This window comes from Bradyrhizobium sp. 170 (assembly GCF_023101085.1).
Lineage (GTDB): Bacteria > Pseudomonadota > Alphaproteobacteria > Rhizobiales > Xanthobacteraceae > Bradyrhizobium.
This window is the reverse complement of record NZ_CP064703.1, coordinates 3527774-3552475: the sequence shown is the minus strand read 5'-3', so window position 1 is coordinate 3552475 and position 24702 is coordinate 3527774. Positions and strand designations below refer to the sequence as shown.

Genomic DNA, 24702 nt, shown 5'->3' with positions numbered 1-24702 from the left:
GGAGACTGGCCTTCGGATAAGATCATGCTCGAATAAAAGAGCAAGGCTCATCAGTTGCCGGGCGACGGCGGCGTCAGCAGATAGCCGAGCCCGCGCACGGTCTGGATGATGTCGACGTCGAGCTTCTTGCGGATGCGGCCGACGAACACTTCGATGGTGTTGGAGTCGCGATCGAAGTCCTGATCGTAGAGATGCTCGACCAGTTCGGTGCGCGACACCACACGCCCGGTGTGATGCATCAGGTAGGCCAGCAGGCGATATTCGTGCGAGGTCATCTTGATCGGATTGCCGGAGACGCTGACCCGGCCGGTGCGCGTATCCAGCGACACCGGACCGCAGGTCAGTTCCGACTGGGCGTGACCGGTGGAGCGGCGCAACAGAGCGCGAATTCGCGCCAGCACTTCTTCGAGGTGGAACGGCTTGGCGACATAGTCGTCGGCGCCGGCGTCAAACCCCTGCACCTTGTCGCTCCAGCGGTCGCGCGCGGTGAGGATCAGGACCGGCATCGCGCGGCCGCCGCGGCGCCACGCCTCCAGGACCGAGATGCCGTCCATCTTGGGCAGCCCGATGTCGAGCACGACGGCGTCATAAGGTTCGCTGTCACCGAGGAAATGCCCCTCCTCACCGTCGAACGCGCGATCGACCACATAACCGGCATCCGTCAAAGCCGTCGTAAGCTGACGGTTGAGATCCGGATCGTCCTCAACAACGAGCAGGCGCAAGCTGGCCTCCAAAAATGAGCCCTACGATATCAGGTCTCAAGATGAGGCTAAACGGCGTGAACGGGCCATGAACGAGGGGCATGGGCAATGTTACTTTTTCGTCATGAGGCATTCCGCGGCCGGACATCGCCGCAAGCGAACGCCTAGCATGGCCAATCGACTGCCCCAAGAGGCCCCATCAGGTCGCTTGCGTCGACCACTTCCGAAAAGGCGGGACGCTTCCCGTCCGCAAGCGGGGGCAAGGCCGATCGCCTCGCCCGGTCAGTCGCTCACGTGCGGAAGAATACGAACCAGATGATGCCCAGGATCAGAATCGCGAGCCCGGTCGAAACCGTCAGGAGCGCGAGCACCGACGGGCCAGGTTCGGCCTGGCGCGCCTCGGTCGGGGTTTCGACGATCTGGCCATGTCGCTGCGTTGCCATGGGGACCTCTTCGAGTAAGTGCCTGTAATGCCAGCGAATGCTTCGACACCGCCGGTTAAAGCAACGCATGATCGGAAGTGATGTTCCGGCCCTTCGGGCTGTGCCACACGATCGCAGCGTCCAAAACGTCGCAGTGCGGCGTCAGGCCGGACAGTTAACGCCGTTACAAGATTCCCTCCCCCAGCATGTTTGAGACGGGATCATCCGATGGTATTCTTGCCGGTCGTCTGTTGCGTTTTTTCGGAGTAGCCCATGGCCCCCCGCGCCAATTGGAAGGGTTTTCTACGCCTCTCGCTCGTGACCTGTCCGGTCGCCCTGTATCCGGCGACGTCGGACACCGAGAAGGTTTCCTTCAACCAGATCAACCGCAAGACCGGGCACCGGATCAAATACGCCAAGGTCGACGCCGAGACCGGCGAGGAAGTCGCCAACGACGACATCATGAAGGGCTACAAGATCGACACCGACACCTATATCGAAGTGTCGAAGGACGAGCTCGACGACATCGCGCTGGAATCGACTCGCACCATCGAGATCGACGAATTCGTCCCCAGATCCGATATCGACGGCCGCTACCTGATCCGGCCCTATTATCTCGTGCCGGACGGCAAGGTCGGCCACGACGCATTCGCGGTGATCCGCGAGACCATCCGCAGCATGAACAAGGTCGCGATCGGACGCGTGGTGCTGACCAACCGCGAGCACATCATCGCGCTGGAGCCGCTCGACAAGGGGCTGATGGGAACGCTGCTGCGCTACCCCTACGAGGTGCGCAGCGAGACGGAATATTTCGACGATATCCAGGACGTGAAGATCACCAAGGATATGCTTGATCTGGCAAGGCATATCGTCGAGCAGAAGTCCGGATCGTTCGAGCCCGAGCAGTTCGAGGACCGCTACGAGCAAGCGCTGATTGACCTGATCAACCAGAAGCGCAACGGGCTAAGCACCAAGGCAAAGGCCGCACCGAAGACCGGCGGCAATGTTATCAATTTGATGGACGCGCTCAAGCGCAGCCTCGCCAGCGAAAAAGAAGCCGCCCCTGCCAGGGCCCAGGAGAAGTCCAAGGGCAAGAAGCCGAAGAAGGCTGCCGCCGGCCAGCGCGAGATGCTGCTGCCGATCAGCGGCGGCGGCAAACGCGCCGCCAAGGAGACGGCCAAGGAAACGGTTAAGGAAGCGCCGAAGAAGGCAGTGAAGCCGGTGCGATCAGCCGCCCGCACCAAGAAGGCCGGATGATTGGGCAAGGAGCGCGATAGCATCTAGCGCGCGATGCCGTGGTCGACCCCGTTCGATGACCCGATACCGCTTCACGGCGGCCGCAGGCTTGCGACGCTGCAGCAGGCCGCCGACTATGTCATGGCATTGCCGGAAAAGGTGCAGCACGAGGTGCGCTGGCAGGTCGCGGTTGAGAATCTGATCAATGCGGCAGAGACCGGCGGCGGCTGGCTGATGTTCGCGCGGATCGCGATGATGCGGGCGCTCAATGCGGAGGGGAAGAAAGGCTAGCCCGGCTTCAATCGCCGCCCCCGTCGGCGGTGGCCCGAGCAGCGGCTCCTGCATGGGTGCGGGCCGCCGAACCCCGGCTACTTGATCGAGGTGCTGACGTCGGTGAATTTCCCGCTGAGCACGGTGCCGATGCCGCTGACGACGGTGACGATCACGATGCTGATGCCGGCCGCAATGAGGCAATATTCGATGGCGGTAGCACCGCATTCATCGTCGACAAATTGTGCCAGTAATCGACGCATAGACAAACTCCTGTCGACGCTCTCCGGATTTCTCCCGCGCCATAATCGTTAAACTCTAAGCGGGGAAGGGTTGAAGAGGCCTTGACGAACAGCATGAACGATCGATTAAGGCGGACAAAGAATCCACCCGCACCGGAATCATACGGTACGGAAAATTTACCATCGATTGCGCATCGCCCGTCCATCGTCGCCCGATCGGCGTCTTGCGGCGTGAGGCACATGACAGCGCAGAAGCGCGAAGCGGGAAGGAATTACATCGGACTCCTGCACGAGGAGACCGAGGAGCAGCGTATCGCCGACATATCGGCGGCCGCAAAGCACCGTATCATGGACCACATCCTCGGCCTGATGGCCGCGATGCTCAGCCGCCGCGGCGAAGCGAGGTAGTATCCCGCCCCGCCGCAGCGTTGAACGAGGGACCGGGCACAACGGCCCGGTCCGGAAGTCGTTCTCAGAAGTTACGCTGGGCGCGGAGCTGAAGCAGGACCGTGTTCTGATCCTTGAACTCGTACAGCGCGTTCGGCTTCGGAGCGGTCGCCGTAAACACCGAGCTACCCGACATCTTCTGGTCGAGATGGAACCACTGGACTTCGCCCGAGAACGTCAGGTTCTTGACCGGGGTCCAGCGGGTAACGACGCCGAGCTGAGAGACGTTGAAGTCGGGATTGCAGCTGTAGGTACCGACACCCGCCACACCGGTCTGGCCGGCGTGGCTGGCCGCGAATGCGGCGCAATAGGCGCCCTTGGCAGAGGTGGTTCCCGCACCCAACAGATTGTCGTCCGCTCCGCCGTCATACCGGACAGAAGAGTAGCTACCGAACAGGCTGGTCGACCAGTACGGATTCCAGTTGTGATTGAACGCACCGCGGACGCCCCAGGCCGTCGTCAGGACGATGCCGCCGGTACCGGCTGCGCCGGGCATATAGACGCCGTCGGTGGTCGCGCCGAAGCCGACGCTCTGGTAGCCGAAGCCGCTGCCGCCGAACATCGCAAAGTTCGGCGAGCCGCCGCTGGTGGCGATCACGTTCTTGGTTGTGCCCTTGGCATAGGATACGTCGATCTTGATGTCGTCGCCTGCGCCGGTTGGCAGGTTCTTGATGTTCAACGCCGCCATCACCGAGCCGCCCCACTTGGATTCGGGGTGACCGCTGATTTCGGAAAGCGAGTTCGGTACGGCGCCCGCGCCCAGCGTGTTGTACGAAGCATTGACCTCATGCGCGGCCGCCGAGAGCTGGAACAGACCCCAGGCCTGATCGACCCGGATCCTGCCGACGATGTCGGGCGTATGCACGCCGGCATAGGCGTTCGATCCCGTTCCGTTGACGCCGATCGCCGAGGGGATGCCCAGATTGTAGACGGCGGTGCGGTTCCAAACCTGCGGATCGTCGAGACCGATCGAGGCCGATACACCATTGCCGAACTCGGCGGTGTACTGGATGTTGTTGACGCCGGTGTCGGTGTTGTTGCCGCCGAGCAGGCTCGAGTTGATGTTGCCCGGGAAACCGTTCCAGGGCGTCGAATAGGCCGAGGAAGACTTACCGAAGGTGAAGCCGGCGAACTGGATGAAAAGGTATTCGACCGCGACGTAGCCGCCGCCTGCGGTGTTCAGCAGGTTCGAATTGACGCCAGCCGCCGTGAGAACCGACGGATTGACGGTGCCGCCGCCGATATTGTTGAACTGGAAGTCGCCCTGGCCGAAGGTGCGGACCACGCCGTATTCGGTGGCGGTACGGGTATCGACCGTCAGCGCCATACGGGAGCGGGCGACGTAGTTATCCATATAGCGGTTCCGCTGACCGAGATCGCCGTTCCAGGCCGGTGCGCCGTGGGTGCCGCCGCCGAACGTGACGTCCGCGCGCAGGTAACCGCCAAGCTTGATGCAGGTGTCGGTGCCCGGGATGTAGAAGAAGCCGGCGCCGTAAAGCGAACAGATCCTCACATATTCGACTGCCTTGGCCTTGACCGGAAGGTCGGCCGCCTGTGCCCCGCTCAGGGCCATCAAGCCTGCCGCCGAGCTGAGAATGAGTGTTCGCGCCGTAATCATTTAAGTCTCCTGTCCTGCGATTCATGCAGTTGCATGTGGAACAGATAATCCAAAAATCCTTACCGCGAATGACAAGGATGTGATGCCGCTCCACTTGGATCGCGGCTGTGATGTTTTCGCAACGCGACAGCGCCGACCACGGCTGACGCGGATATTTTCACTCAGACAAGCGACGCTTACCGCAACAATATTCTCCCCTTGTTGACCGTCGATCCCGGCCAAAGGTTACAAAACGCATATCTGCACTTCCGCGCGCACGCGCCGCCCTCGCTTTACCGGGTCGGAAAATCCTGTTCCTACTGTTGCAAATCGGCCGAACCAAATCGGCCTGCATCAGGGGAGAGACCGTCATGAAGCTCGGCGCCGCCATTGCGGAAATCATGAAGCGGGAGGGAATCGAAATCCTCTGCGGCTATCCGGTCAATCATCTCATCGAATATGCCGCCAATGTCGACATCCGCCCCGTGATGGTGCGCCAGGAACGCATCGGCGTTCACATGGCGGACGCGATCTCGCGCGTCACCTCGGGCCAATCGATCGGCGCGTTCTGCATGCAGCATGGGCCCGGCGCCGAGAACGCGATGGGCGGCGTGGCGCAATGTTACGGCGAATCGGTGCCCGTACTGGTGCTGCCGATGGGCTATGCGCGCCGGCTCGCCAATATCGACCCGAACTTCAACTCCAGCCAGGCGATGAAGACGTTCTCGAAATCGTCCGAGCCGATCAACATCGCCACTGAGGTCTGCAACATTTTCCGGCGCGCGTTCACCAAACTGAAGAACGGCCGCGGCGGGCCGGTGATCGTCGAAATCCCGGCCGACATGTGGAACGAGGAAGTGCCGGAACCGCTGAACTACACGCCGGTGCTGCGCACCCGCTACGGCGCGGATCCCGTGCATGTGAAGGAAGCGGCCGCCCTGCTCGTCGCAGCGAAGCGCCCGGTGATCTATGCCGGCCAGGGCGTGCACTACGCCAAAGCCTGGCCGCAGCTCAGACGGCTGGCCGAGCGCCTCGCCATCCCGGTCACGACCAGCCTCGGCGGCAAATCGTCCTTTCCGGAAACTCATCCGCTGTCGCTGGGGTCGGGCGGCCTCGCCGTGCCGCGCGCGGTGCCGAAATTCCTGGGCGACGCCGACGTGATCTTCGGCATCGGCTGCTCATTTACCGAGACGTCATTCGGCATCGCCATGCCGAAGGGCAAGACCATCATCCATTCGACGCTCGACCCCAACCATCTCAACAAGGATGTTGAGGCCAAAATCGGCCTGGTCGGTGACGCCGGGCTCGTGCTCGACGCGCTATTGGAAGAGATCGGCAAGACCGTCACGGCGGATCGCGACGCGGCGGCCGTCGCGGCCGAGATAGCGGCCTCCCACAAGGAGTGGCTGGCGAAATGGATGCCGAAGCTGACGCATAATGACGCGCCGCTGAATCCCTACCGCGTGCTGTGGGATCTCCAGCGCACCGTCGACATCAACAACACCATCATCACCCACGATGCCGGCAGCCCGCGCGACCAGCTCTCGCCATTCTGGAAATCGGTCGAACCGCTCTCTTATATCGGCTGGGGCAAGACTACGCAGCTCGGCTACGGCCTTGGGCTTGCGATGGGCGCCAAGCTGGCAAGGCCCGACAAGCTCTGCATCAATGTCTGGGGCGATGCCGCGATCGGCTTCACCGGCATGGATTTCGAAACCGCGGTGCGCGAGCGCATCCCGATCATGTCGATCCTGTTGAACAATTTTTCCATGGCGATCGAATTGAAGGTGATGCCGATCTCGACCGAGAAATACCGCTCGACCGACATTTCCGGCGACTACGCGGCGATGGCACGCGCCTTCGGTGGCTACGGCGAGCGGGTGACCAAGCCGGAAGACATCATCCCTGCCATCCAGCGCGGTATCCAGAAAACCAGGGAAGGCGTCCCGGTGCTGCTGGAGTTCATCACCAGCAAGGAGACCGAGGTGTCGCGGCCGGGGACCTGAGGAGCGACGCAACCGCACTCGCCGATGCGCGCGTCACTACCGGGCTTCGGCGGTGCACCGGAAGGCCCGGACACAAAACCGCGAAAACAACCCCATGCAAAGTAGTCGTCCGTGAAGAATCCGGATTTCAGCTTGAGATGAGTTGAGGTCGGAGGATGAGCTGAGCGAGAATTTGGCACAACAAGAGCCTGAGCCAGCAGATCAGGCGGCGGAAGTTGTAGCCAACGGCGGCGAGGACGGGAGGACGTTGCGTGTGAACACGGTTGACACTTACGCTGACGGAGTCACGCCGACTGCGAGGGAAGCCGCGAACGCAGCACGCATTCGCTCGCAAACGCCAGGTGACCACTTGCTGCTGGTCCCGAAAACAAACCGGTAAAAAATAGATGCCCAAAAACCAATTATCTTTCTTTGCCACAAAGGCGGACTTGGAGTCGTTGCTGAAATCTGTGGAGTCTGAACGCGCGCTTCAATTTGTGCCTGCAGGTCTTTTTGACTCGTCCAGAATCGAGCCCCGCCAGTCTTTGCTTGATGTCGCGAACTTAGATGGCCTCGCAGTTGATCATACCAATCACCAACCGCGTTATCTCATTTCCGATTTAGGAATCCCCATCGAAGTGCGACCGGTGGCGCAACGTACTGGTGAAATCAAATATGCCGTGGATCAACTGGCTAATCCGAAGACGGTAGCGCTTCAGCCTGGTGGAGCATTCGGCGAATCTTGCTTAATCGCCGGACAAATGGGCACCGCTTCGGACGAGGCAAGTTCGTTGGAGCTGTTTCAGTCTTTCAGCAAAAGAATCTGGCATCAGTTCGCCAAAGTGAAATCGTTCTACGTTGGCAAGGAGGCTGGCGAGTTGTTGGATAAGGGGTGGAGACTCACGACAAATGCGAAATCACCGGCCACCTATGATCTGAAGCGGGATTGAATCTAATTTAAGCGCCTCGTAATTTTCAAAGGCTTCGTACCTAACGGGGCGGACCAAAGGCCCGGAGGCGACGGTAACGCCCTACTCCGCCATCTCCGCCGGCGTAGACGGGCCGGCCAGCGGTCGCTCCTCCATGAGGATGATGCACAGCGCGGCGCAGGCCAGCAGCGCGGTCGCGGCACCGAACACGTAGTGAAACGCGGTGATCATGTCGGCGACCGGAATCGCATTCGCCGGTCCCCGGTGTTCGCCGAGCGAGATGCCCGCGCCCAGCGCCATCAGCAGGATCGCACTGAAGGCGGCGACCATGAATGACGACATCAGCGAACGGAAGAAATTCATCGCACCCGTCACGGTGCCGATCTGCGCGCGCGCCACCGAGTTCTGCAGCGAGACCACGCTGACCGGGAATGTCGTGCCGAGCCCGAGCGCGAACAGCGACAGCACGACCAGCAAGCCCCACAACGGCAGCGTCGTCACGGTCAGCACCGCACCGAAGATCGTCGCCGCGGACGTGCCGGCGATAGCGACGCGCTTGTAGTGTTTGGCGCGCGCCATGGTCCGTCCGGCGATCGCCGCACCGCAGGTGGAAACCGCGGCGAGCGGGATCAGCGCAAGCCCCGCTTCGCTCGCGGTCAAATGATAGACCACCTCGTAATACAGCGGCAGGTGCACGGTGAGTGCGGTGATGGCACCCAGCGCGCAGCCACCGGCCGCCATCGCGTAAGGCACCACTGTTCCACTCAGCAGCGGCAGCGGCAGAAACGGCTCCTCGGCATTGCGCGCGTGCCAGATGAAGCCGAACGCCAGCGCGACAGCCGCGCCGATCATCGCCATGATCGCCGGCGACAACCAGGCATACCGGTTGCCGCCCCAGCTCAGCACCAGCATCACGACGACCGCGGACGCCATCAGCAGCACGCCGCCGAGCCAGTCGACCTTGCGCCGGCGGTGGAACACGGGGATCTTGCCCATCTTGGGCAGCAGCAGAAACAGCGCGCCGACCGCGAGCGGCACGTTGATCCAGAAGATCATCGACCAGTGCAGATGCTCGGCGAACACGCCGCCGAGCACGGGACCCATCAAGCCTGCCGCCATCCAGACACCGCTGAAATAGGCCTGATACCTGCCGCGCTCGCGCGGTGAGACCACATCGGAGATCACGGTCTGCACGACCGGCATGATGCCGCCGCCGCCGAGCCCCTGCAGGCCGCGCGCAACGATCAATACCGGCATGTTCGGCGCGACCGCGCAGAGGATCGAGCCGACCGTGAACAGGACAAGCGAAACGGTAATCATGACGCGGCGGCCGTAGATGTCGCTCAGCGTGCCGAACACCGGCGCGACCGCGGTCGAGGCCAACAGATAGGCCGTGATGACCCAGGACAGGTTGCTGACGTCGTTGAACTGGCGGCCGATGGTTGGCAGCGCCGTCGCCACGATGGTCTGGTCGAGCGCGGCCAGGAACATCGTCAGCAACAGGCTCATCAGGATGGTGCGAACCTCGTCGGGGCTCAGCGGCGCAGGCGGCGCAATCGGCGGCGCATCGCTGACATCGATGACCTCGGTCGTGATGCGCGAGAGCTCTTTGCCGATATCGTCAGGCAACGTCGTCTGGTCGGCAGGTTCACGGCCCTGCCGCTGGTGCTTGTTCATGTCGGACGTAATGTTGTTCTGCGCGGCAAAAGTCGCCGAGATGGAATCGCCATATCGCACGCACCTTAGAGGTCAAAATCCTCTTGCGGCAGGCGCCTGCACGCATGGGTGCATCCCGCGGGGGTATCATCGCGTTTCCGTGAGCGACATTTGGAGCCTCGCCGGCGCTTTCGGCGCCATCTTGTGGCGGCTTCAGGAAACCACCCCCGTAAATCTCCGGCCGGCCAGCCTAGAGCTTCACCGGCGTGAGCAGATTAATCAGGTGCGGCTTGCTCTCGTCGACGATGGAGAGCTTCGCCGCCATTTTTGGGTTGTTCTTGAAGAATGCGACCAGGCCGTGCTTCTCGGGAGACCAATCCTCCCGCACCTGCTTCTTGGATGCCGGATTTTTCTTCTTCCGGGCCTTCTCCTGCGCCTGCTTCTCTTCCCACTCCGCCTTCCGCCCCACGTCGATCTCCGCAACCGGATAGGTCAGATGAATCGTGTAGCCGGCGTCGGCGCCTCGCGCATCCAGCAGCATTTGCAGCGTGGCGCGTTCCGGGTTGCCGTGCTCGCCATCGCCTGAGAAAACGTAATGATCGGCCGGCACGCGCTTGAAGAAGATGGTCTCCATATTGTTGTCGCTGCCGTGGTGCGGGACCTTCAACAGGTCGACATGCTTCTGGCCGTCCTTTTCCAGCAGTCCGGCCAGTTCCATTCCTTCCAGGATCTTGTCGCCACGGGCGTCGCCCGTCAGCAGCATGCTCTTGCCGCCAAGTTCGGCGAGGACGACGATGCTGGACAGGTTGGGAACGGATTCATCGGAAAATGCCGCTAGTGCAGCTTCGGGCGATTTCTTTTTCTTCTCCTTTTGAGCACGCAGCCATTCGTCATGCTGTTCCTGCAACGCCAAGAGCTGCTCCTGCATCGGACCGACTACCGTTACCTTCAGGTCGCCGAGCGTCACCGGCTTCGCGGCCTTGGCCGCAAGGATGAGCTTGCCCTTGAATTTGTGGTTGGGTTTCCATCCCAGCGCCTTGGCATCGTCACGCAACGTGCGGCCCTGCGGGATGCTGGACAGCACCTCGACGGTTTGATGCATGTTCTCGTCTTCGATCTCTGCCTCATCCGCGAGCATCTGTTTGCCGAAGCTGGCCAGCACACTCCCGGAATCGATGCCCGCCTCGCCTTGCGCGGCCGTCTCCGCGACTGATGCGGTGCCGAACCCCGCCACCAGTTCATCGGGCTTGGTCTTGAGCAGATCGTCGAAACTGTTGTGCCACAGGCTGGTCACGTCGAGCCGTACATCCGGGCTCTTGGTGCGCTGCTCCTTGGTGAGGTCGAGAATTCCCTTGATATGGTCGTCGTCGACATGGCTCACCATGACGACGTCGACCGGGAGAGGCTCCTGTTCGTCCAGCTCGCGCGTTTCGTGGATCTTCTGCAGCCGCGGTTTGAGAAATGGCCCGTAAACATTCGAAGGACCGCCATCGATCAGGATCAGATGCGGGTCCTGCTCCGATCCGAAGTGCAGCATCAGGCAATCGCCCTTGCGCGCCCGCAATACATCCAGACTGAAGAACATTTCCCGCCTCCCTAGATGGATTGAAAGGCACGCAGGACGTCCAGCATGCCGTGGCCCTGGAAACTTCGCTCGCGGCCGAGGTCGGTCGCGCTTTCGCAAAGGATTCGTTTGACCCGGCGCGGCTGGCCGATCAGTTCCTCGTAGCGCGCCAGCAGCATCGCGGCGGCACCGCTGACGTGCGGCGCCGCCATGCTGGTACCGGACTCAGGTCCCCATTCCCTGTGTTCGCCGCCGGTGATGCACGACTGCACCCGCTCTCCCGGAGCCACCAGATCCGGCTTGAGGCGGCCGTCGCCGGTCGGACCGCGGCTGGAGAAGAAACTCACGCCATAGGTATGCGGCCAGTTTCCGTGCGTGGACCCGACCGTGATGACGCTCTCGCCATTTCCCGGATCGGTAATGCTGAACGCGGCATAGCTTTCGAAAACGCCGCCATCCCTCGTTTCGAATTTCTGGAAGCCGCGATTGCCCGCGGCGGCGACCACCACGACCCCGCTCTCCACCAGCCGCTCGCATTCATTGCACACCGGCGTGCGCCCGCAGGCATAGTTGCGGACGTTATGTGGAATGGACAGGCTGAGGTTGGCGCCGTGAATGGTGATGTAACTGTGCCGCTCATTCACGTAACGAATGTATTGCAACGCTGCGATGACCGCGAATTCGGTATCCTCGAGAGTTTGTCCGAGCACGCGAAAATCGTACAGCCGGATGTCGGGACACATGCCATCGGCATGGTCGAACTTCTTTTCGTCGACGTTCTTTCCGTTGGCGCCGATGATTCCCGCAACATGCGTGCCATGCGGGCTCGACGGCGGTGGCGGGTTCTTGAGCGTGATCAGCTTTTCAACCGCCCCCCAGTTGATCGGACGTTTTTCCCTGGCATCCGCGGCGATGATGGCCAGACAGGCGGATGCGTCGACTTGATCGATGCCCGCAGCATCAGCAATCTCCTTGAGCTCCGCCGGGTCAACATCGGATTCGTCGCTGCTGACGATCTCGCGAATTCGTGTGAAGTCGAAGGTCTTCCTGACGCGCGATCTGCCCGACTTGTCCCGATCGACGAAGGCCTCATGCTTGTCGTCGATGCCGGAATCGAGCACCGCCCAGACGATCTTCTTGCAATTCACCTTGAACAGCGAGTGCGCGGCATCGGCCTTGACGGCCGGAACGGACCGATCGAGCGCTGCCGAGGCGACACGGTTCAGCGAGATCTGGAAGATGTAGCCTTCGACGTCCGCATCGACAGTGTCGACCTTGTCGGCACGCGCCAGCGACATCAATTGCTGGGCATTGGCCTGAACCACCGGATAGGCCGCGAGAATGCCGTCTATGATCTCCGGAACAAACGGCTGATATTTATCGAAGGCCTCCTGGAATTTCAGCGGCAAGAGCGGTGGCAGCGGCGGAAGCTTGTGGCTTCCCGGAGCTTGCGGTGGGCGCTGAAAACTCTGCGGACGCTTCAGCTTGCTGACCCAATAGATCAATCCGGCCAGCGCAATATAACGCTCGAGTGACGAGAAGTTTTCCGACTGCTGGACGGTGCCCTGCTTGCGGGCATCGCGCCTGAGCAACTTCTCCAGCCTTTCCTTGTTCTGGCCTACGGCCACTATCCGGTCGGCGACTTGTGGCTGATGCCACCACTGCGTCAATGGAACGAGGATGCAGAGCACTTCATCGAAATACAGCCTGACTCCCACCAGTCCCTGCAAATAGGCAATCTTCGGCCTTTCCTTGTCCCGAGGCGCGGGTTTTGGATTGGTTTCCGCTTCGCGCTCCGCCGCTCTCAGCTCCAGGCCTTTCGGAATGATACTGGCGACAGCCGCTGCCGTGGCCGTTCGGTGCGGCGTAATCAACACGTCCCGAACATTGCCGGGATCGAGGGCATAATCAGTCCATACGTCGCCCAGCAGCGGAGAATCCTGCAGCACGCGGCGGTCATCGACGGGCCCAAGCAGGATGTGTTCCACCAGTTCGGCGGGAATCGAGAACTGCTCCGGCCTGCCGTTCTCAGCCGGCGCATCCTCCGGTTCCGGGACCGCCGGTACGGCTTCGTCCGCCGATGGCGATTTCCCACGTCGCCGCGTCGGGCGCTTGCCTGCCTTTGCCACGTTCGCCCCCTCGCCTTTGCCTCAGACCCCGGATTGAGGATATGGAAAGACCGGCTTCGGCTTCAGTTCCGAGTCCAGATGCTTGCGCAGCGCCGCATCGCAGACCGCGTAGCCCCAGTTGATCAACCTCTCCTGCGTCCTCCCGTCGAGCCGTTTCAGGCGCGTCGGCAGTTCGGCAAGCTGCGTCGTGCGGTCCAGCGGACAGTTGAGCGCATCGGACAGTTGGTAATCCGCGATGTCGGTGCGGATGCCCCAGTAGGCGCCCTTGCGTGCTCCTGAAGTGAAGGAGTCGATGACCTGGCGCCTGCGCAGCGAACGCACCTGGTTGTCGATCAGGTTCAGAACCCGGTAGGAATGCCGCGGCCAGTCCGTCTCCGGCTCTTCCTCTTCCTGGGTTTTGCCGCCGGCGTCACTTACCAGAACCGTCTGGTGCCGCTTCCATGCGGTCTCGAGGCCGAGGTTGTCGTAGACGCCCCCGTCGCTCAGAACGACGCGGGTGGTGAACGGCGGCCGTTGCAGATCGAGGCCCGTACCCGGTTCGAAGTCGCTGTCCCTTAAGCGCAGTTCGAACGGGGAAAGCACCGGTGGAAACGCGGACGAAGCGGCAACCGCCTGCGCCAGGGGAATTTTGGGATTCCTGACCTGACCGACGCGGTAGTCGCGCATATAGGGCTTCATGAAACGCCAGAGCGCGCCGGATTGCACGTTGGTCGCGTTGATCACGAAGCGCGGCTCGTCGGGCATGTCCTGCAGCGTCTTGCCGTGGAACAGGTGCTCGTCATACGCCTTGGCGATGCGGTCGCCGACGCTGCCCGGCAACAGCGCGCCCAGGATGACGGATTCCGCGTCGATCGTGACGCCGGCGAAGGCGCGAAGCGGCTCGACGAATTCGGGAATGAAATGGCTCCTGACGCTATCGGGTCCGAAGCTGAAATTGCGCCAGGCCAGCGCCAACTGGCCGGCCGTGATCGAGCCGCCCGAAACGCTCGATATCCGCTTGATGTTCTTCAGCAGCCCCGTCTCGTAGAGGCGCCAAAGCACGCCGATATGAAACACCATGGCGCGATATCCTCCGCCGGAAAGACACAGCGCGGAGGTCGGCTCGGGCGGTCTGTTGTCGTCGTCCGTCGGTATCGGCTGAACCGGTCCAGTATTCATGGGGCACCTCAAAAATTGAGGGACATCTCATTGAAGAAAAATCGAAATCTAGCGCAAAGCCTAAGGATGTTCGTGTTCAAATGTACAACCACCTTAGCGCTTTGACGCCCAGATGGAAAGGCGCATGTGGCCTCGACCGGAGCGCGAAGTGATCAGGGCCGCTTCTTCAGCCGCGCCCGCTTCGGCAATAGTGCCGGCCATTGCACGATGTGGTCTTCGAGGTCTTCGTCGGGAATTTCGTCCTCGGTGCCCTGCACCCTGCCGCGCACCGATACTCCGGCCTCATGCACGGTGTTGGGGTCGCCCGAAATCAGGGGATGCCACCAGTAAAGATCGCGCCCCTCCGCGACCAGCTTGTAGCCGCAGCTCGGCGGCAGCCAAGTCAGGGTGCGGACGTTTTCGGGTGTCAGGCGGACACAATCCGGAACCTTGTCGGAACGGTTCGGATAGTCCTTGCAGGCGCATAGCCCCGAATCCAGCAGCTTGCAGGAAACATGGGTGAAGTAGATTTTCCCGGTATCCTCGTCCTCGAGCTTTTCCAGGCAGCAGCGCGCGCAGCCGTCGCACAGGCTTTCCCATTCGGCGTTGGACATCTCCTCCAACGTCTTGGTTTTCCAGAAGAATCCCTCCTGGCTGGAAGCTCGCTTGGGCGGCGCGGTCATGAAGTCAGATGGTTTCCAGGTCGAGTTCGGCTGCAGCCCTTCTAGGGGGTCCGGCAACCGGGGCGCAAGCGGGCTGATTACGGGCACAAAAAAGGGTGGGAACGCGTTAGGGCTGACCACCAAAATGGTGAGCGAGAGCATTGGTTTATGGCCCCCGCTCGGATAGAACAATTGCGAGTCCCCAAGCGTCCTAAAAGCGCCTTGGGTTTGCCGCAACAACAAAGCATGACGTCTCGATAGCACCCGGCCGGGTGCGTGAGCGTTTCGAACGACCAAGGGTCCCGGTGCGCCAGATCGTACCTCCACACTGGAAGCAGAAGATCCGGATCTTCCTCCTGGATCTGGACGCGCGCATCGACTCGACGTTGTTTTCGTCGGGCAAGGGCCTGCGCGAGCTGTACGAGCGCTACTCCACCTTCATGGACCGCTTCTATGTCGGTCGCTGGAAGCGCTGGGTCTTCATCGAGCCGTTCTCGGAGGCCGCCACCATCGGCCTCGGCGGGCTGATCGTGATGCTGGCGCTTGCGGTTCCCGCGTTTCGCGAAACCGCCGATGACGACTGGCTGAAGAAATCCGATCTCGCGGTGTCGTTCCTCGACCGCTACGGCAATCCGATCGGCAGCCGCGGCATCAAGCACAATGACTCGATCCCGCTGGAGGATTTTCCGGACAATCTGATCAAGGCGACGCTCGCCACCGAGGATCGCCGTTTCTACGATCATTTCGGCATCGACATCGCCGGCACCGCGCGCGCGCTCGTCACCAACGCGCAGGCCGGCGGCGTGCGCCAGGGCGGTTCATCGATCTCGCAACAGCTGGCGAAGAACCTGTTCCTCAACAACGAGCGCACCATCGAGCGCAAGGTGAAGGAAGCCTTCCTCGCGATCTGGCTGGAGACGCGCCTTACCAAGAACGAGATCCTGAAACTGTATCTCGACCGCGCCTATATGGGCGGCGGCACCTTCGGCGTCGACGGCGCAGCGCATTTCTATTTCAACAAGTCGGCGCGCGACGTCAATCTCGCGGAATCGGCGATGCTGGCCGGCCTGTTCAAGGCGCCGACCAAATACGCCCCGCATATCAACCTGCCCGCCGCCCGCGCCCGCGCCAACATCGTGCTCGACAACCTCGTCGATGCCGGCTTCATGACCGAAGGACAGGTGTTCGGTGCGCGGCGCAATCCGGCGATGGCCGTCGACCGCCGCGACGAAAATTCGCCGAACTATTACCTCGACTACGCCTTCGAAGAGATGCGCAAGCTGGTCGACACCTTTCCGAAATCCTATGTCGAGCGCGTCTTCGTGGTCCGCACCGCGATCGACATGAACGTGCAGCGCGCCGCGGAGGAAACCGTCGAAAACCAGTTGCGCCAGTTCGGCCGCGACTATCACGCGACCCAGGCCGCCACGGTGGTCGCCGATCTCGAAGGCGGCGTTCGCGCCATGGTGGGCGGCCGCGACTATGGATCGAGCCAGTTCAATCGCGCGACCGACGCCTACCGGCAGCCGGGTTCGTCGTTCAAGCCCTATGTCTACGCCACGGCTCTGATCAACGGTTACACCCCGAACTCGAAAGTGGTCGACGGGCCGGTCTGCATCGGCAACTGGTGCCCGCAGAATTATGGCCACTCCTATTCCGGCTCGGTGACGCTGACGCAGGCGATCACCCGCTCGATCAACGTCGTGCCCGTCAAGCTATCGATTGCACTCGGCGGCAAGGCGTCGAACCCGGCGAAGGCCGGCCGCGTCAAGATCACCGAGGTGGCGCGGAAGTTCGGCCTCACGGCCCCCCTGCCGGATACGCCGTCGATGCCGATCGGCTCCGACGAAGTCACCGTGCTCGAACACGCGGTTGCCTATGCGACCTTCCCGAACAAGGGCAGGGCGGCGAAACCTCACGCGGTGCTGGAAGTGCGCACCGGCGCCGGCGATCTGGTCTGGCGCTTCGACCGCGACGGCAAGAAGCCGGTGCAAGCCATTCCGGTCTCCGTCGCCGCCGACATGTCGGAGATGATGAGCCATGTCGTCAGCGAAGGCACCGCCCGCCGCGCGGCGATCGACGGCATCCCGACCGCGGGCAAGACCGGCACCACCAACGCCTATCGCGACGCCTGGTTCGTCGGTTTCACCGGCAACTTCACCTGCGCTGTCTGGTACGGCAATGACGACTACTCGCCGACCAACCGCATGACCGGCGGTTCGCTGCCTGCGCAAACCTGGCACGACATCATGGTCGTCGCGCATCAGGGGGTCGAGGTGAAGGAGGTCCCCGGCATCGGCATGGGCACGAAACTGCCGCAGCCCGCCCTTTCCGCCAGTGTCGCGGCCAACGGCGCGGCGCGGGTGCTGGAGACCAAGCCGGGACCGCCGCCGGTATTGACCAAGCGCGGCGCGGATATTCTGGTGCGCGTCGAGCGACTGCTCGACGAGGCCGGCAAGGCCGCGGGCAAGACCTCGTCCAGCGATCAGAAGCAGCCGGGCAAGCCGGTCACGTCTGGCGCGCTGGCCTTCCCGGAGAACTATATTGCAGCCGCTGGCGACCAGCCTGCGCCGGCGCAGCGGAAGAATTAAAAGGCATGATCCGGCAGAATGTTAACCGGCTTTCCTCGGAACAGATGCGAGGCGTCTGCGCCGACATGCCAAAACAAAAAGAAGCGCTTCAGGTTTCGGATGAAACCGGTTCAACCGGAATCTGATGCCGTGAGATTTCGGAGCACTGGCCTGTGCGGCTGATCTTCATCACCTTGCTGGCGTTAGCGCTTGCCACGGCCGTCGGCCTTGGCTCGACCTATATGACGGCGACGCGCGGCACCGATCTCGGCACGCTCACGATCGGCGCCTGGACCGCGCGGCCCAAGAGCGGCACCGCCGAGGTCGACCCCTATTCGCGCGCCTTGATCGCCCGCAGCGGCGAATTGCCGATCGGCACCGGTGACGGCATCGCCTTCTCGGCCACGTCAGACGACAAGAACAAGCCGCTCGACGGGCGCTGCGACGTGGTCGTCAGCGGGGTGACGCCGGCGGCCCGGTTCTGGACGCTGACGCTGTTCGACCGCAAGGGGCATCTGGTCGCCAATTCGCTGCAACGCTACGGCTTCACCAGCCAGGAGATCGTCCGCGGCTCCGACGGCGGGTTCGAGATCCGCGTGGCGGCGCGCTCGCGCGCCGGAAACTGGCTGCCGACCGGCGGCATCGAGCGCTACGCGCTGATGCTGCGGCTCTACGATACGCCGGTTGGCGTTGCGACGCGGACGCAGCGCGACGCGCCGATGCCCTCGATATCAACGGTGAACTGCCCATGATCCGGCTGGTATTCACCATCATCGCGGGCGTGCTGCTGGGCGGCGTGGTGCATCTCGTCAGCGTGCTGGCGCTGCCGCGCATTGCCACCCAGGACGCCTATTCGCGGCTGACGCCGATGACCAAGGAGAATGCCGTCACGGCGCTGCCGCTCGCCGAGCCCAACAACGCGCCGATGCCGTTCATGGACCCGGCCTTTGCGGTCGCGATCTGCCGCTACGACCTCACCAGTGGACCGATCAAGCTGACGGTGCCGGTCAGCCAGGCCTATACCTCGGTGTCGTTCTATACGCGCAATGAGGTCGCCTATTACGCCATCAACGACCGCTCGGCCGGCCGCAAGGTGATCGAACTCGACCTGATGACGGAAGAGCAGCATTCCGCATTGCCGGAGGATGAGGAAATCACCGCCGCCGACCGGCTGATCATCGACTCCCCCACCGCGACCGGCCTGATCGTGCTGAAGGCGCTGGCGCCGGAGCCGGGGCTGATGCCGCAGGCGCAGGCTTCGCTCGCGGCATCGCGTTGCACGTTGCAGACCGAGCCTGTGCCGGCCAAGCAACCCGAACCGGCGCCGCCTCCCCCGTCCCCTGCGCCACGGGGCAAGCGCTGATCACGGCCTCGAGCGGTACACCGCAGGGCCCAGACACAAAATCGCGAAAACAACCCCATGCAAAGTAGAATGGGCCCCGGCTCGCAGCCCGAGGCGCGGCGCGCCATTGAGTGCACTGTCACCGTAATTGCAGGTTTCCCGGTTGCCGTCGGGGGTGAAGCGATAGATCTCGTCGCGAGAATAGGAAGCAACGTAGATGTTGCCCTCCGCGTCGATCGCGAGGCCCGAGGGGCCGGACAAATCACTCGCGAATGTCGTGCGCTTTCCGTCCGGCGCGACGCGCGAGATGCGGCCGGCGCTCCATTCCGCCGCATAGAGGTTCCCGCTCTTGTCGAACGCCATGCCAACCACCGAGCTGAAACCCGTCCAGAGACGTTCGGCCCGGTTGGTGCCCTGCGCTGTGGCGGGAGTGATCATGGCGAGCGATGGCGGCAGGAGTGCGGTTGAGATGATTGCGGAAAGCATTGAACGTCGGTCGATCATTCACTTTCTTCCTTGCGCTGTCGCGAGGACGGGTTGCTCTTGGCGAACTCTTCCGCGGCGATGCGGATCGCCTGCTGTGTCGCTGGGTAGCCGCTATAGGGCGCGAGATTGACCAGCGTTTCGATGATCTCTTCCCGGCTCGCACCAACGTTCAAGGCGGCGTTGATGTGGACCCGCAAAGGGGTTTCCGTCGTCGCGGAACCGATGGCAGCCAAAGCCGCGCAGGCGCTGAGTTCACGGGTCTTCAGATCGATGCCACTGCGCGAGAACACCTCGCCATAGGAATGCTCGACGATCATGCGCCCGAGGTCCGGCGCGATGTCGTCGAAGCTGCGGACCACGGCGTCGCCTGATGCCGCTGAGCTTTTCGCGAGCAGAGCGTTCCCCCGCTCCAGTCGGTCCGAACGGCTTTCCGTATCGACGGGCGCGGGGATGTCGACCTGAAGCGTCTGGACGCCGAGCGCGAAGACGCTCCGGGCGACCGAGAATGCGTTCAGGGCCGAAGGGAATCCACGGTAGACGCTGAGCTGTATCAGCAGCTCGATGATCTCTTCGCGCGTCACCCCATTGACGATAGCGCCGGCCAGATGAAGACGCAGCGCATCGGCGCGGTTGCCGGTCGCGGCGAGCATCGCGATGATCGCGAGCAGCTTGGCCTTGTGATCGAGGCCGTCCCGAGCCAGCGCCTCCCCGAATCCGAAATCGATCGAAAGCTGCGCGAGGTCGGGCGCGGTGCCGGCGAAGCGGTCAAAATAGCCCTGGGCGTCGCCCGCTACGAGCCGCTCCAGCATCTCGCGTCCGGCCCATCCGCGTCCCGCTCCGTCACCCGTCGCGGGCTTGATGGGCTGAAATGCCAGCTCGCGTTCGGCGAATACCGACCGGACGATGCCGACGGCATTGACGGTTGCAGGGAAGCCCAGGACCGCGACCGAGACGAAGAGCAGTTCGACGATCGCTTCGGGGGCGCCGCCGGCATTGAGAAAGCCGGCGATATGAAACTTCAATTGCGGCTGGGCGCTTCCGTCGGCCAGCAGCATCGAGACGGTGCAGAGCTGCCTTAGCGGGAGATCCAGCCCCGGGCGGGACAACACATCGCCATAGGGATATTCGACGGTGAGGCGCGACAAATCGGCGGAGGTCTCCGCCAGAGCATTGATCGGTCCATCGAAATTCTCGCCGCCGATCCGGCGGAGCATCTCCAGGCCGCGTGAAAATCGATCCTCATGAGTTTCCGAGGCCATGGCTTGCCCGCTCCGACTGACGGCGAAAGAACTTGCCGCGACGAAGGCAGCCTCAATAAAGCGTCGGCGAGAACTTGCTCTTCCCGTTGCTACGGTGGTGGGACCTGACACTCATGTTCTCCAACTCTGCCATCCGCCCCCGCTTTATTTCAGGTCAGATCTTGCATCGGCGATTGCGATAAATCCAATTCATTATTAGCATCTCCGTGATGAAGAAGATTCATATCGCTAACGTTGATCTCAATCTGCTGGTCGTCTTCGACGCCCTCGTTGCCGAAGGGCACGCCACGCGCGCGGCCGAGCGGATTGGGCTGACCCAGCCGGCGGTCAGCCATTCGCTCAATCGCCTTCGGGCTCTGTTCGGAGACCCGCTGTTTGTCCGATCCCCGCGCGGCATGACGCCGACGCCACTGGCGCAGGACATTGCGCCGAGTGTTCGGTCGATCCTCGAACAGGTTGAAGGCGTCCTGCTCGGCGGGCGCGCGTTCGATCCGACCGAAAGCACGCGGCAATTCGTGGTTGGTCTCTCCGACTATGCCGCTTTCGTGCTCTTACCACGTCTGATCGCACGGCTCGATCGCGAAGCGCCGGGCGTTTCTCTGGTGGTCCGCAACACGAGCCGCAGCGTCGGTTTGTCGATGCTCGACGACGGTGCAGTGGAACTCATCGCCGGCAACTTCCCCCAGCCGCCGACCCATATGCGAGAAGAACTGCTATACGAAGAGGACTTCATCTGCGCTGGCCGCGGCGATCACACCGATCTGGCCGATAGTCTCGACCTCGACCGCTATCTCTCGCTGCGCCATCTTCAGGTTTCGATGAAGGGCAATCCGAGCGGCTATGTCGATGCCGTGCTCTCTGAGAAAGGATTGAAAAGGAACGTCGTCGTGACGGTCGGCCACTTCTTGATGGCGCCGATGCTGGTCGATGCCTCCGACCTCGTGGCAACGGAACCCCGTCGTCTCTTCGCACCGTTGGCCGGGCGGCTACCGCTCCGACTTTTTCCGCCGCCATTGGATATTCCTTCATTTCGAGTGGTGCAGACTTGGCATGCGCGCCACGACGCCGACCCAGGGCATCAATGGCTGCGACGGGTGCTCAGTGAAGTCGGTCAATGGGTTTGAGGGCTAAAGCCCCAATCCCCGCTGCCGCCGCCCCAACTGCCAGGACACCGATCCGCCCTGCACGATGCCACTGCCCTCCCCGAATTACGGTGCCAGTGCACTCAATTGATGCGTCGCGCCTCGGTCAGCATATCCGCGAGTTAAGTGCACCGTAATTCGGCGCCAGCGCCTGCGGCAAGGTCCAAGCGCTGATCACGGCCTGAGATGGGCCGGCACTTCCTGGTGCTGGCCGCAGCGGCAGTTCTCGTAGTCCACGGGATCGTGGCTGTTGACGATGGTCACGGCATCGCCGTGGTTGGCCTTGAGCGTCCGTAGCCGCTCCTGATTTTGGATGCGCATGGCGCGGTCCATGTCGGCGCGACGCTGAAACATTCCGAGCACCAGCGGCATTTTCGGCGAAGCCTGTATTTGCCCGTGGAAGAAATAGGCGTCACCGGCGTGCAGCAGCCATTTGTCCTTTGTCCGCACGGCGATGCCGCAATGACCCAAGGTATGGCCGGCTAGCGGGATCATCAGGATATCGGGCTCGCGGTCGCCCAGCGCGCGCACGCCCTCAAAACCGAACCAGTCCTCACCGCCCTCCCCATAGAACGCCCATTGCGGACCATGCTTCCATTGCGCTGTGATATAGCGGCCCTTCGGTGCGGGCGTCCGGCCGGTCACCGCCATGTCGTACTCGCGGCGATGGATGTGCACCTTGGCGTTCGGAAAATCCGGAATGCCGCCGGCATGATCGCGATCGAGATGCGTCAGCAACAGATGCCGCACGTCGCTTTTGGAATAGCCGAGCGCCTCGACCTGCCGCACGGCGGTCTCGGCCGGATCAAGCCGCGGCGTCGTCTGCCGGACCCATTTGGGTCCCAACCGCGGCGGGTTGGCGATGTCGTCCAATCCGATGCCGGTATCGACCAGCGCCAGCCCGTCATTGGTCTCGATCAGCAGGCAATGACAGACCATGCGCGCGCGCTGGAAAATGCTGCCGGTGCCGTTCACCAGACGCCGGCCGATCGGGCACATGGTGCCGGTGTTGAGATGGTGGACGCGCATCACAAGGTCTCCTTCGAGGTCAGGCGTCTTGCTTGCCATTCCGCCCACTATAGGTAAAATATCGATATCTGATATCTTCGATAGGAACAGACTATGGATATCCGCGAACTCCGTTATTTCGCGGCCGTGTTCAGGGAGCGCAACCTGACGGCGGCTGCCAAACGCTGCTTTATCTCCCAGCCCTCGATCTCGGCGGCGATCACCAACCTGGAAGCCGAACTCGGAGCGACGCTGTTCATCCGGCACAAGAAGGGCATGGCGCCGACGGAAGCGGCCGAACAATTCCACGCCGTGGCCCGCCGCATCATCGACGAAGCGGACGCCGCAAAAAACCTGTTCCGGAAACCTGCGACGCGAAATGCGCTGACGCTCGGCCTGATGCGCACGCTCGACCGGCCGCGAACCATTGCGCTGCTGAAGCCGCTGACCGGGACTTCCGACATCGCGCTCCGCCTCGTCGGCGTCGACGAGCCTTCGGATGCGCGGATCGTCTCCAAAAATCTGCTGCGCGCCGACGAGCATTTCGTTCCGCTCTGGGTCGAGCGCTACGTCGCAGCCCTGCCGCCGTCGCATCCGCTGACTCTGAAGGAGCGGCTCCGCGCCGCTGACCTCGCCGGCGTCGCCATGGTCGATCGCTGTCATTGCGAGCAGAGCGAATTCTTCGGCCGCGCCGCACCGGCGTCACGCCAGCCCGCGGCGATCGCCGAATCCGAAGACTGGGCGATGGCGCTGGTGGCCGCCGGCGTCGGCATTGCCATCGTTCCCGAAGGCGTGGCGCGCGCCAACACCGATGTCGCCGTGCGCGAGATCGACGTCGATGTGAAGCGCGAGGTGGGACTCGCTTACAGCGCGGCACGACCGCCGTCGGAGGTGCTGCAGAATTTTATCGCGAAACTGCAGCGGCAGCGGCCCAGAGCGGGCCGCGTCAAATCGGCGGGCAAGACCGGGCGCTAGGGCGTGCACTCATAAGACGAGAGATGTCTGCTTTTGTGGCAAAGGCAGACATGCGCTGTTCACTCCGGAATTTCGCCTTTTGACGGCGGGTAAAGCGGACTTCCAGTTAAGTGAGCGTTGCAAGCGTGGATACGCGCGTGGCTGCCCGTCAATCTAGCGGGTCAATTCATGCCATGGCGGGGCTTCCCATATCGTGTTCCACTCGTTCTTGCCGCAATCGTCTTTGTTGATTTCGACGCGGGTGAGCACCAAGCCTGGCTGTGTCCGGCTCAGTCGATAGGTGTGGCGGCCCCGTCCAGTGCATCCCATGTCCGATGATGATTCGGCTTCGAGGATTCCAGTCTCTTTTTTCCACGTCAGCACGCCCGGTCTGGACGACGTACTGAAGCCCCCTTCGGCGGCGAAGACCGGAAACACTATCAGCTTTGGTTTTTTTAGGTTTGTGAGTTCGAACAGCTCATGCGATCCTGAAAATCCCCAGCACGGCACGATGGCAAAGCGGCGGTATTCAAAACGAACAAAACGAACCGGGGATGCCTTCATATCCAGCTTGTAGTCACAGCCCGATTGTTCGGCCGCGATCACCAGCAGCCTCGGCACCAAAGCCGGGTCTGAAATTTCAAACTCCGTTCGTCCATTGGCCAGAAAGTGCCATTCGCGCAGTGCCTCCTGCTGGAGATTAACTCCTGAACTTTCCTCCGCAGGAGCGATGACGATAGATGCGCACAACAACGTCCCGACCAGGACGAACAGCGATAGAACGGAGGATAGGAAACGCATACTTCATCCTACCGCAACCGGCCGCAATCTCAACGAGGCTTTTTTTGCCTGACGTTCGTGCTCAATAATGCGGTCAGTACCTGGCTTCAAAAGCCTCCAGCGCCTCGATCATTTCAAAGCGGAAATGGTTGGGTCGTCAGCCGCTGTCGCCTTTTGGCACGAA

Annotated in this window: 23 protein-coding genes; 10 read left to right on the top strand and 13 right to left on the bottom strand. The window is 62.2% G+C overall.

Annotated elements, in window-relative coordinates; all coding sequences use genetic code 11:
• Positions 1-50: 50 nt before the first annotated feature.
• Positions 51-722 carry a response regulator transcription factor gene (locus IVB05_RS16405; RefSeq protein ID WP_247785452.1) on the bottom strand — a complete coding sequence of 224 codons (672 nt, stop codon included), beginning with the start codon at positions 720-722 and terminating at the stop codon, positions 51-53.
• A gap of 269 nt (positions 723-991) precedes the next feature.
• Positions 992-1144, bottom strand: a complete 153-nt coding sequence (locus tag IVB05_RS16400) for a hypothetical protein (RefSeq protein ID WP_247785450.1) — start codon at positions 1142-1144, stop codon at positions 992-994.
• A gap of 252 nt (positions 1145-1396) precedes the next feature.
• Here IVB05_RS16400 and IVB05_RS16395 point away from each other — a divergent pair, with 252 nt between their 5' ends.
• Together IVB05_RS16395 and IVB05_RS16390 are read left to right on the top strand one after the other, a co-directional pair.
• Positions 1397-2380, top strand: coding sequence for a Ku protein (locus tag IVB05_RS16395; protein ID WP_247785448.1), 984 nt, complete (start codon positions 1397-1399; stop codon positions 2378-2380).
• A 33-nt stretch (positions 2381-2413) separates the two neighbouring features.
• On the top strand, positions 2414-2650 hold the full coding sequence (locus tag IVB05_RS16390) for a hypothetical protein (protein ID WP_247785441.1): 237 nt from the start codon (positions 2414-2416) through the stop codon (positions 2648-2650).
• Between the two features lie 77 nt (positions 2651-2727).
• Here the strand turns inward: IVB05_RS16390 and IVB05_RS16385 are convergent, their stop codons facing one another.
• Entirely contained in the window at positions 2728-2892 is a 165-nt protein-coding gene (locus IVB05_RS16385; RefSeq protein WP_247785440.1) for a Flp family type IVb pilin, read from the bottom strand.
• A gap of 219 nt (positions 2893-3111) precedes the next feature.
• On the opposite strand from IVB05_RS16385, the gene IVB05_RS16380 reads away from it, so the two are divergent.
• The gene (locus IVB05_RS16380) at positions 3112-3279 is read left to right on the top strand and encodes a hypothetical protein (RefSeq protein ID WP_247785438.1); all 168 of its coding nucleotides are present in this window, start codon (positions 3112-3114) and stop codon (positions 3277-3279) included.
• A gap of 64 nt (positions 3280-3343) precedes the next feature.
• Here the strand turns inward: IVB05_RS16380 and IVB05_RS16375 are convergent, their stop codons facing one another.
• Positions 3344-4936, bottom strand: coding sequence for a porin (locus IVB05_RS16375; protein ID WP_247785436.1), 1593 nt, complete (start codon positions 4934-4936; stop codon positions 3344-3346).
• A 350-nt stretch (positions 4937-5286) separates the two neighbouring features.
• Here IVB05_RS16375 and IVB05_RS16370 point away from each other — a divergent pair, with 350 nt between their 5' ends.
• Together IVB05_RS16370 and IVB05_RS16365 are read left to right on the top strand one after the other, a co-directional pair.
• Positions 5287-6921 carry a thiamine pyrophosphate-requiring protein gene (locus IVB05_RS16370; RefSeq protein WP_247785433.1) on the top strand — a complete coding sequence of 545 codons (1635 nt, stop codon included), beginning with the start codon at positions 5287-5289 and terminating at the stop codon, positions 6919-6921.
• Between the two features lie 386 nt (positions 6922-7307).
• Positions 7308-7850: a hypothetical protein gene (locus IVB05_RS16365; protein ID WP_247785431.1), complete on the top strand. Its 543-nt coding sequence runs from the start codon at positions 7308-7310 to the stop codon at positions 7848-7850.
• Between the two features lie 81 nt (positions 7851-7931).
• Here IVB05_RS16365 and IVB05_RS16360 read toward each other — a convergent pair whose 3' ends face one another.
• From IVB05_RS16360 to IVB05_RS16340, 5 genes are all read right to left on the bottom strand, one after another.
• Positions 7932-9506, bottom strand: a complete 1575-nt coding sequence (locus tag IVB05_RS16360) for an MDR family MFS transporter (RefSeq protein ID WP_247786712.1) — start codon at positions 9504-9506, stop codon at positions 7932-7934.
• A 229-nt stretch (positions 9507-9735) separates the two neighbouring features.
• On the bottom strand, positions 9736-11070 hold the full coding sequence (locus IVB05_RS16355) for an MBL fold metallo-hydrolase (protein ID WP_247785430.1): 1335 nt from the start codon (positions 11068-11070) through the stop codon (positions 9736-9738).
• Between the two features lie 11 nt (positions 11071-11081).
• Positions 11082-13178 carry a S8 family peptidase gene (locus IVB05_RS16350; RefSeq protein WP_247785426.1) on the bottom strand — a complete coding sequence of 699 codons (2097 nt, stop codon included), beginning with the start codon at positions 13176-13178 and terminating at the stop codon, positions 11082-11084.
• A gap of 21 nt (positions 13179-13199) precedes the next feature.
• Entirely contained in the window at positions 13200-14336 is a 1137-nt protein-coding gene (locus tag IVB05_RS16345) for a patatin-like phospholipase family protein (protein WP_247785423.1), read from the bottom strand.
• A gap of 152 nt (positions 14337-14488) precedes the next feature.
• Positions 14489-14998 (bottom strand): YcgN family cysteine cluster protein, encoded by a 510-nt coding sequence (locus IVB05_RS16340; protein ID WP_247785421.1) that lies wholly within the window; start codon positions 14996-14998, stop codon positions 14489-14491.
• A gap of 284 nt (positions 14999-15282) precedes the next feature.
• Here IVB05_RS16340 and IVB05_RS16335 point away from each other — a divergent pair, with 284 nt between their 5' ends.
• From IVB05_RS16335 to IVB05_RS16325, 3 genes are all read left to right on the top strand, one after another.
• On the top strand, positions 15283-17568 hold the full coding sequence (locus tag IVB05_RS16335) for a PBP1A family penicillin-binding protein (RefSeq protein WP_247785419.1): 2286 nt from the start codon (positions 15283-15285) through the stop codon (positions 17566-17568).
• Positions 17569-17720: 152 nt separating this feature from the next.
• A complete protein-coding gene (locus IVB05_RS16330; protein ID WP_247785417.1) occupies positions 17721-18299 on the top strand; it encodes a DUF1214 domain-containing protein in 579 nt (192 codons plus the stop codon).
• Positions 18296-18910, top strand: a complete 615-nt coding sequence (locus tag IVB05_RS16325; protein ID WP_247785415.1) for a DUF1254 domain-containing protein — start codon at positions 18296-18298, stop codon at positions 18908-18910. Before IVB05_RS16330 ends, IVB05_RS16325 begins: the two co-directional genes overlap by 4 nt.
• Here the strand turns inward: IVB05_RS16325 and IVB05_RS16320 are convergent, their stop codons facing one another.
• Both IVB05_RS16320 and IVB05_RS16315 read right to left on the bottom strand, forming a co-directional pair.
• A complete protein-coding gene (locus tag IVB05_RS16320; RefSeq protein WP_247785414.1) occupies positions 18911-19393 on the bottom strand; it encodes a hypothetical protein in 483 nt (160 codons plus the stop codon).
• Positions 19390-20589, bottom strand: a complete 1200-nt coding sequence (locus IVB05_RS16315) for a carboxymuconolactone decarboxylase family protein (protein WP_247786711.1) — start codon at positions 20587-20589, stop codon at positions 19390-19392. Before IVB05_RS16315 ends, IVB05_RS16320 begins: the two co-directional genes overlap by 4 nt.
• A 254-nt stretch (positions 20590-20843) precedes the next feature.
• Between IVB05_RS16315 and IVB05_RS16310 the strand changes: the two genes are divergently transcribed.
• Entirely contained in the window at positions 20844-21758 is a 915-nt protein-coding gene (locus tag IVB05_RS16310; protein ID WP_247785412.1) for a LysR family transcriptional regulator, read from the top strand.
• 192 nt (positions 21759-21950) lie between these two features.
• Here the strand turns inward: IVB05_RS16310 and IVB05_RS16305 are convergent, their stop codons facing one another.
• Positions 21951-22805 carry an MBL fold metallo-hydrolase gene (locus IVB05_RS16305; protein ID WP_247785411.1) on the bottom strand — a complete coding sequence of 285 codons (855 nt, stop codon included), beginning with the start codon at positions 22803-22805 and terminating at the stop codon, positions 21951-21953.
• Between the two features lie 93 nt (positions 22806-22898).
• On the opposite strand from IVB05_RS16305, the gene IVB05_RS16300 reads away from it, so the two are divergent.
• Complete coding sequence (locus IVB05_RS16300; protein ID WP_247785408.1) at positions 22899-23759, top strand: LysR family transcriptional regulator; 861 nt, start codon at positions 22899-22901, stop codon at positions 23757-23759.
• 153 nt (positions 23760-23912) lie between these two features.
• Here the strand turns inward: IVB05_RS16300 and IVB05_RS16295 are convergent, their stop codons facing one another.
• A complete protein-coding gene (locus IVB05_RS16295; protein ID WP_247785407.1) occupies positions 23913-24539 on the bottom strand; it encodes a hypothetical protein in 627 nt (208 codons plus the stop codon).
• Between the last annotated feature and the right edge of the window lie 163 nt (positions 24540-24702).

What these genes read in the sequence shown, in the direction of transcription:
- IVB05_RS16400 (WP_247785450.1), bottom strand. Translation starts at nt 1,144, where the DNA reads ATGGCAACGCAGCGACATGGCCAGATCGTCGAAACCCCGACCGAGGCG.
- IVB05_RS16395 (WP_247785448.1), top strand. Translation starts at nt 1,397, where the DNA reads ATGGCCCCCCGCGCCAATTGGAAGGGTTTTCTACGCCTCTCGCTCGTG.
- IVB05_RS16390 (WP_247785441.1), top strand. Translation starts at nt 2,414, where the DNA reads ATGCCGTGGTCGACCCCGTTCGATGACCCGATACCGCTTCACGGCGGC.
- IVB05_RS16385 (WP_247785440.1), bottom strand. Translation starts at nt 2,892, where the DNA reads ATGCGTCGATTACTGGCACAATTTGTCGACGATGAATGCGGTGCTACC.
- IVB05_RS16380 (WP_247785438.1), top strand. Translation starts at nt 3,112, where the DNA reads ATGACAGCGCAGAAGCGCGAAGCGGGAAGGAATTACATCGGACTCCTG.
- IVB05_RS16375 (WP_247785436.1), bottom strand. Translation starts at nt 4,936, where the DNA reads ATGATTACGGCGCGAACACTCATTCTCAGCTCGGCGGCAGGCTTGATG.
- IVB05_RS16370 (WP_247785433.1), top strand. Translation starts at nt 5,287, where the DNA reads ATGAAGCTCGGCGCCGCCATTGCGGAAATCATGAAGCGGGAGGGAATC.
- IVB05_RS16365 (WP_247785431.1), top strand. Translation starts at nt 7,308, where the DNA reads ATGCCCAAAAACCAATTATCTTTCTTTGCCACAAAGGCGGACTTGGAG.
- IVB05_RS16360 (WP_247786712.1), bottom strand. Translation starts at nt 9,506, where the DNA reads ATGAACAAGCACCAGCGGCAGGGCCGTGAACCTGCCGACCAGACGACG.
- IVB05_RS16355 (WP_247785430.1), bottom strand. Translation starts at nt 11,070, where the DNA reads ATGTTCTTCAGTCTGGATGTATTGCGGGCGCGCAAGGGCGATTGCCTG.
- IVB05_RS16345 (WP_247785423.1), bottom strand. Translation starts at nt 14,336, where the DNA reads ATGAATACTGGACCGGTTCAGCCGATACCGACGGACGACGACAACAGA.
- IVB05_RS16340 (WP_247785421.1), bottom strand. Translation starts at nt 14,998, where the DNA reads ATGACCGCGCCGCCCAAGCGAGCTTCCAGCCAGGAGGGATTCTTCTGG.
- IVB05_RS16325 (WP_247785415.1), top strand. Translation starts at nt 18,296, where the DNA reads ATGATCCGGCTGGTATTCACCATCATCGCGGGCGTGCTGCTGGGCGGC.
- IVB05_RS16320 (WP_247785414.1), bottom strand. Translation starts at nt 19,393, where the DNA reads ATGATCGACCGACGTTCAATGCTTTCCGCAATCATCTCAACCGCACTC.
- IVB05_RS16315 (WP_247786711.1), bottom strand. Translation starts at nt 20,589, where the DNA reads ATGCTCCGCCGGATCGGCGGCGAGAATTTCGATGGACCGATCAATGCT.
- IVB05_RS16310 (WP_247785412.1), top strand. Translation starts at nt 20,844, where the DNA reads ATGAAGAAGATTCATATCGCTAACGTTGATCTCAATCTGCTGGTCGTC.
- IVB05_RS16305 (WP_247785411.1), bottom strand. Translation starts at nt 22,805, where the DNA reads ATGCGCGTCCACCATCTCAACACCGGCACCATGTGCCCGATCGGCCGG.
- IVB05_RS16300 (WP_247785408.1), top strand. Translation starts at nt 22,899, where the DNA reads ATGGATATCCGCGAACTCCGTTATTTCGCGGCCGTGTTCAGGGAGCGC.
- IVB05_RS16295 (WP_247785407.1), bottom strand. Translation starts at nt 24,539, where the DNA reads ATGCGTTTCCTATCCTCCGTTCTATCGCTGTTCGTCCTGGTCGGGACG.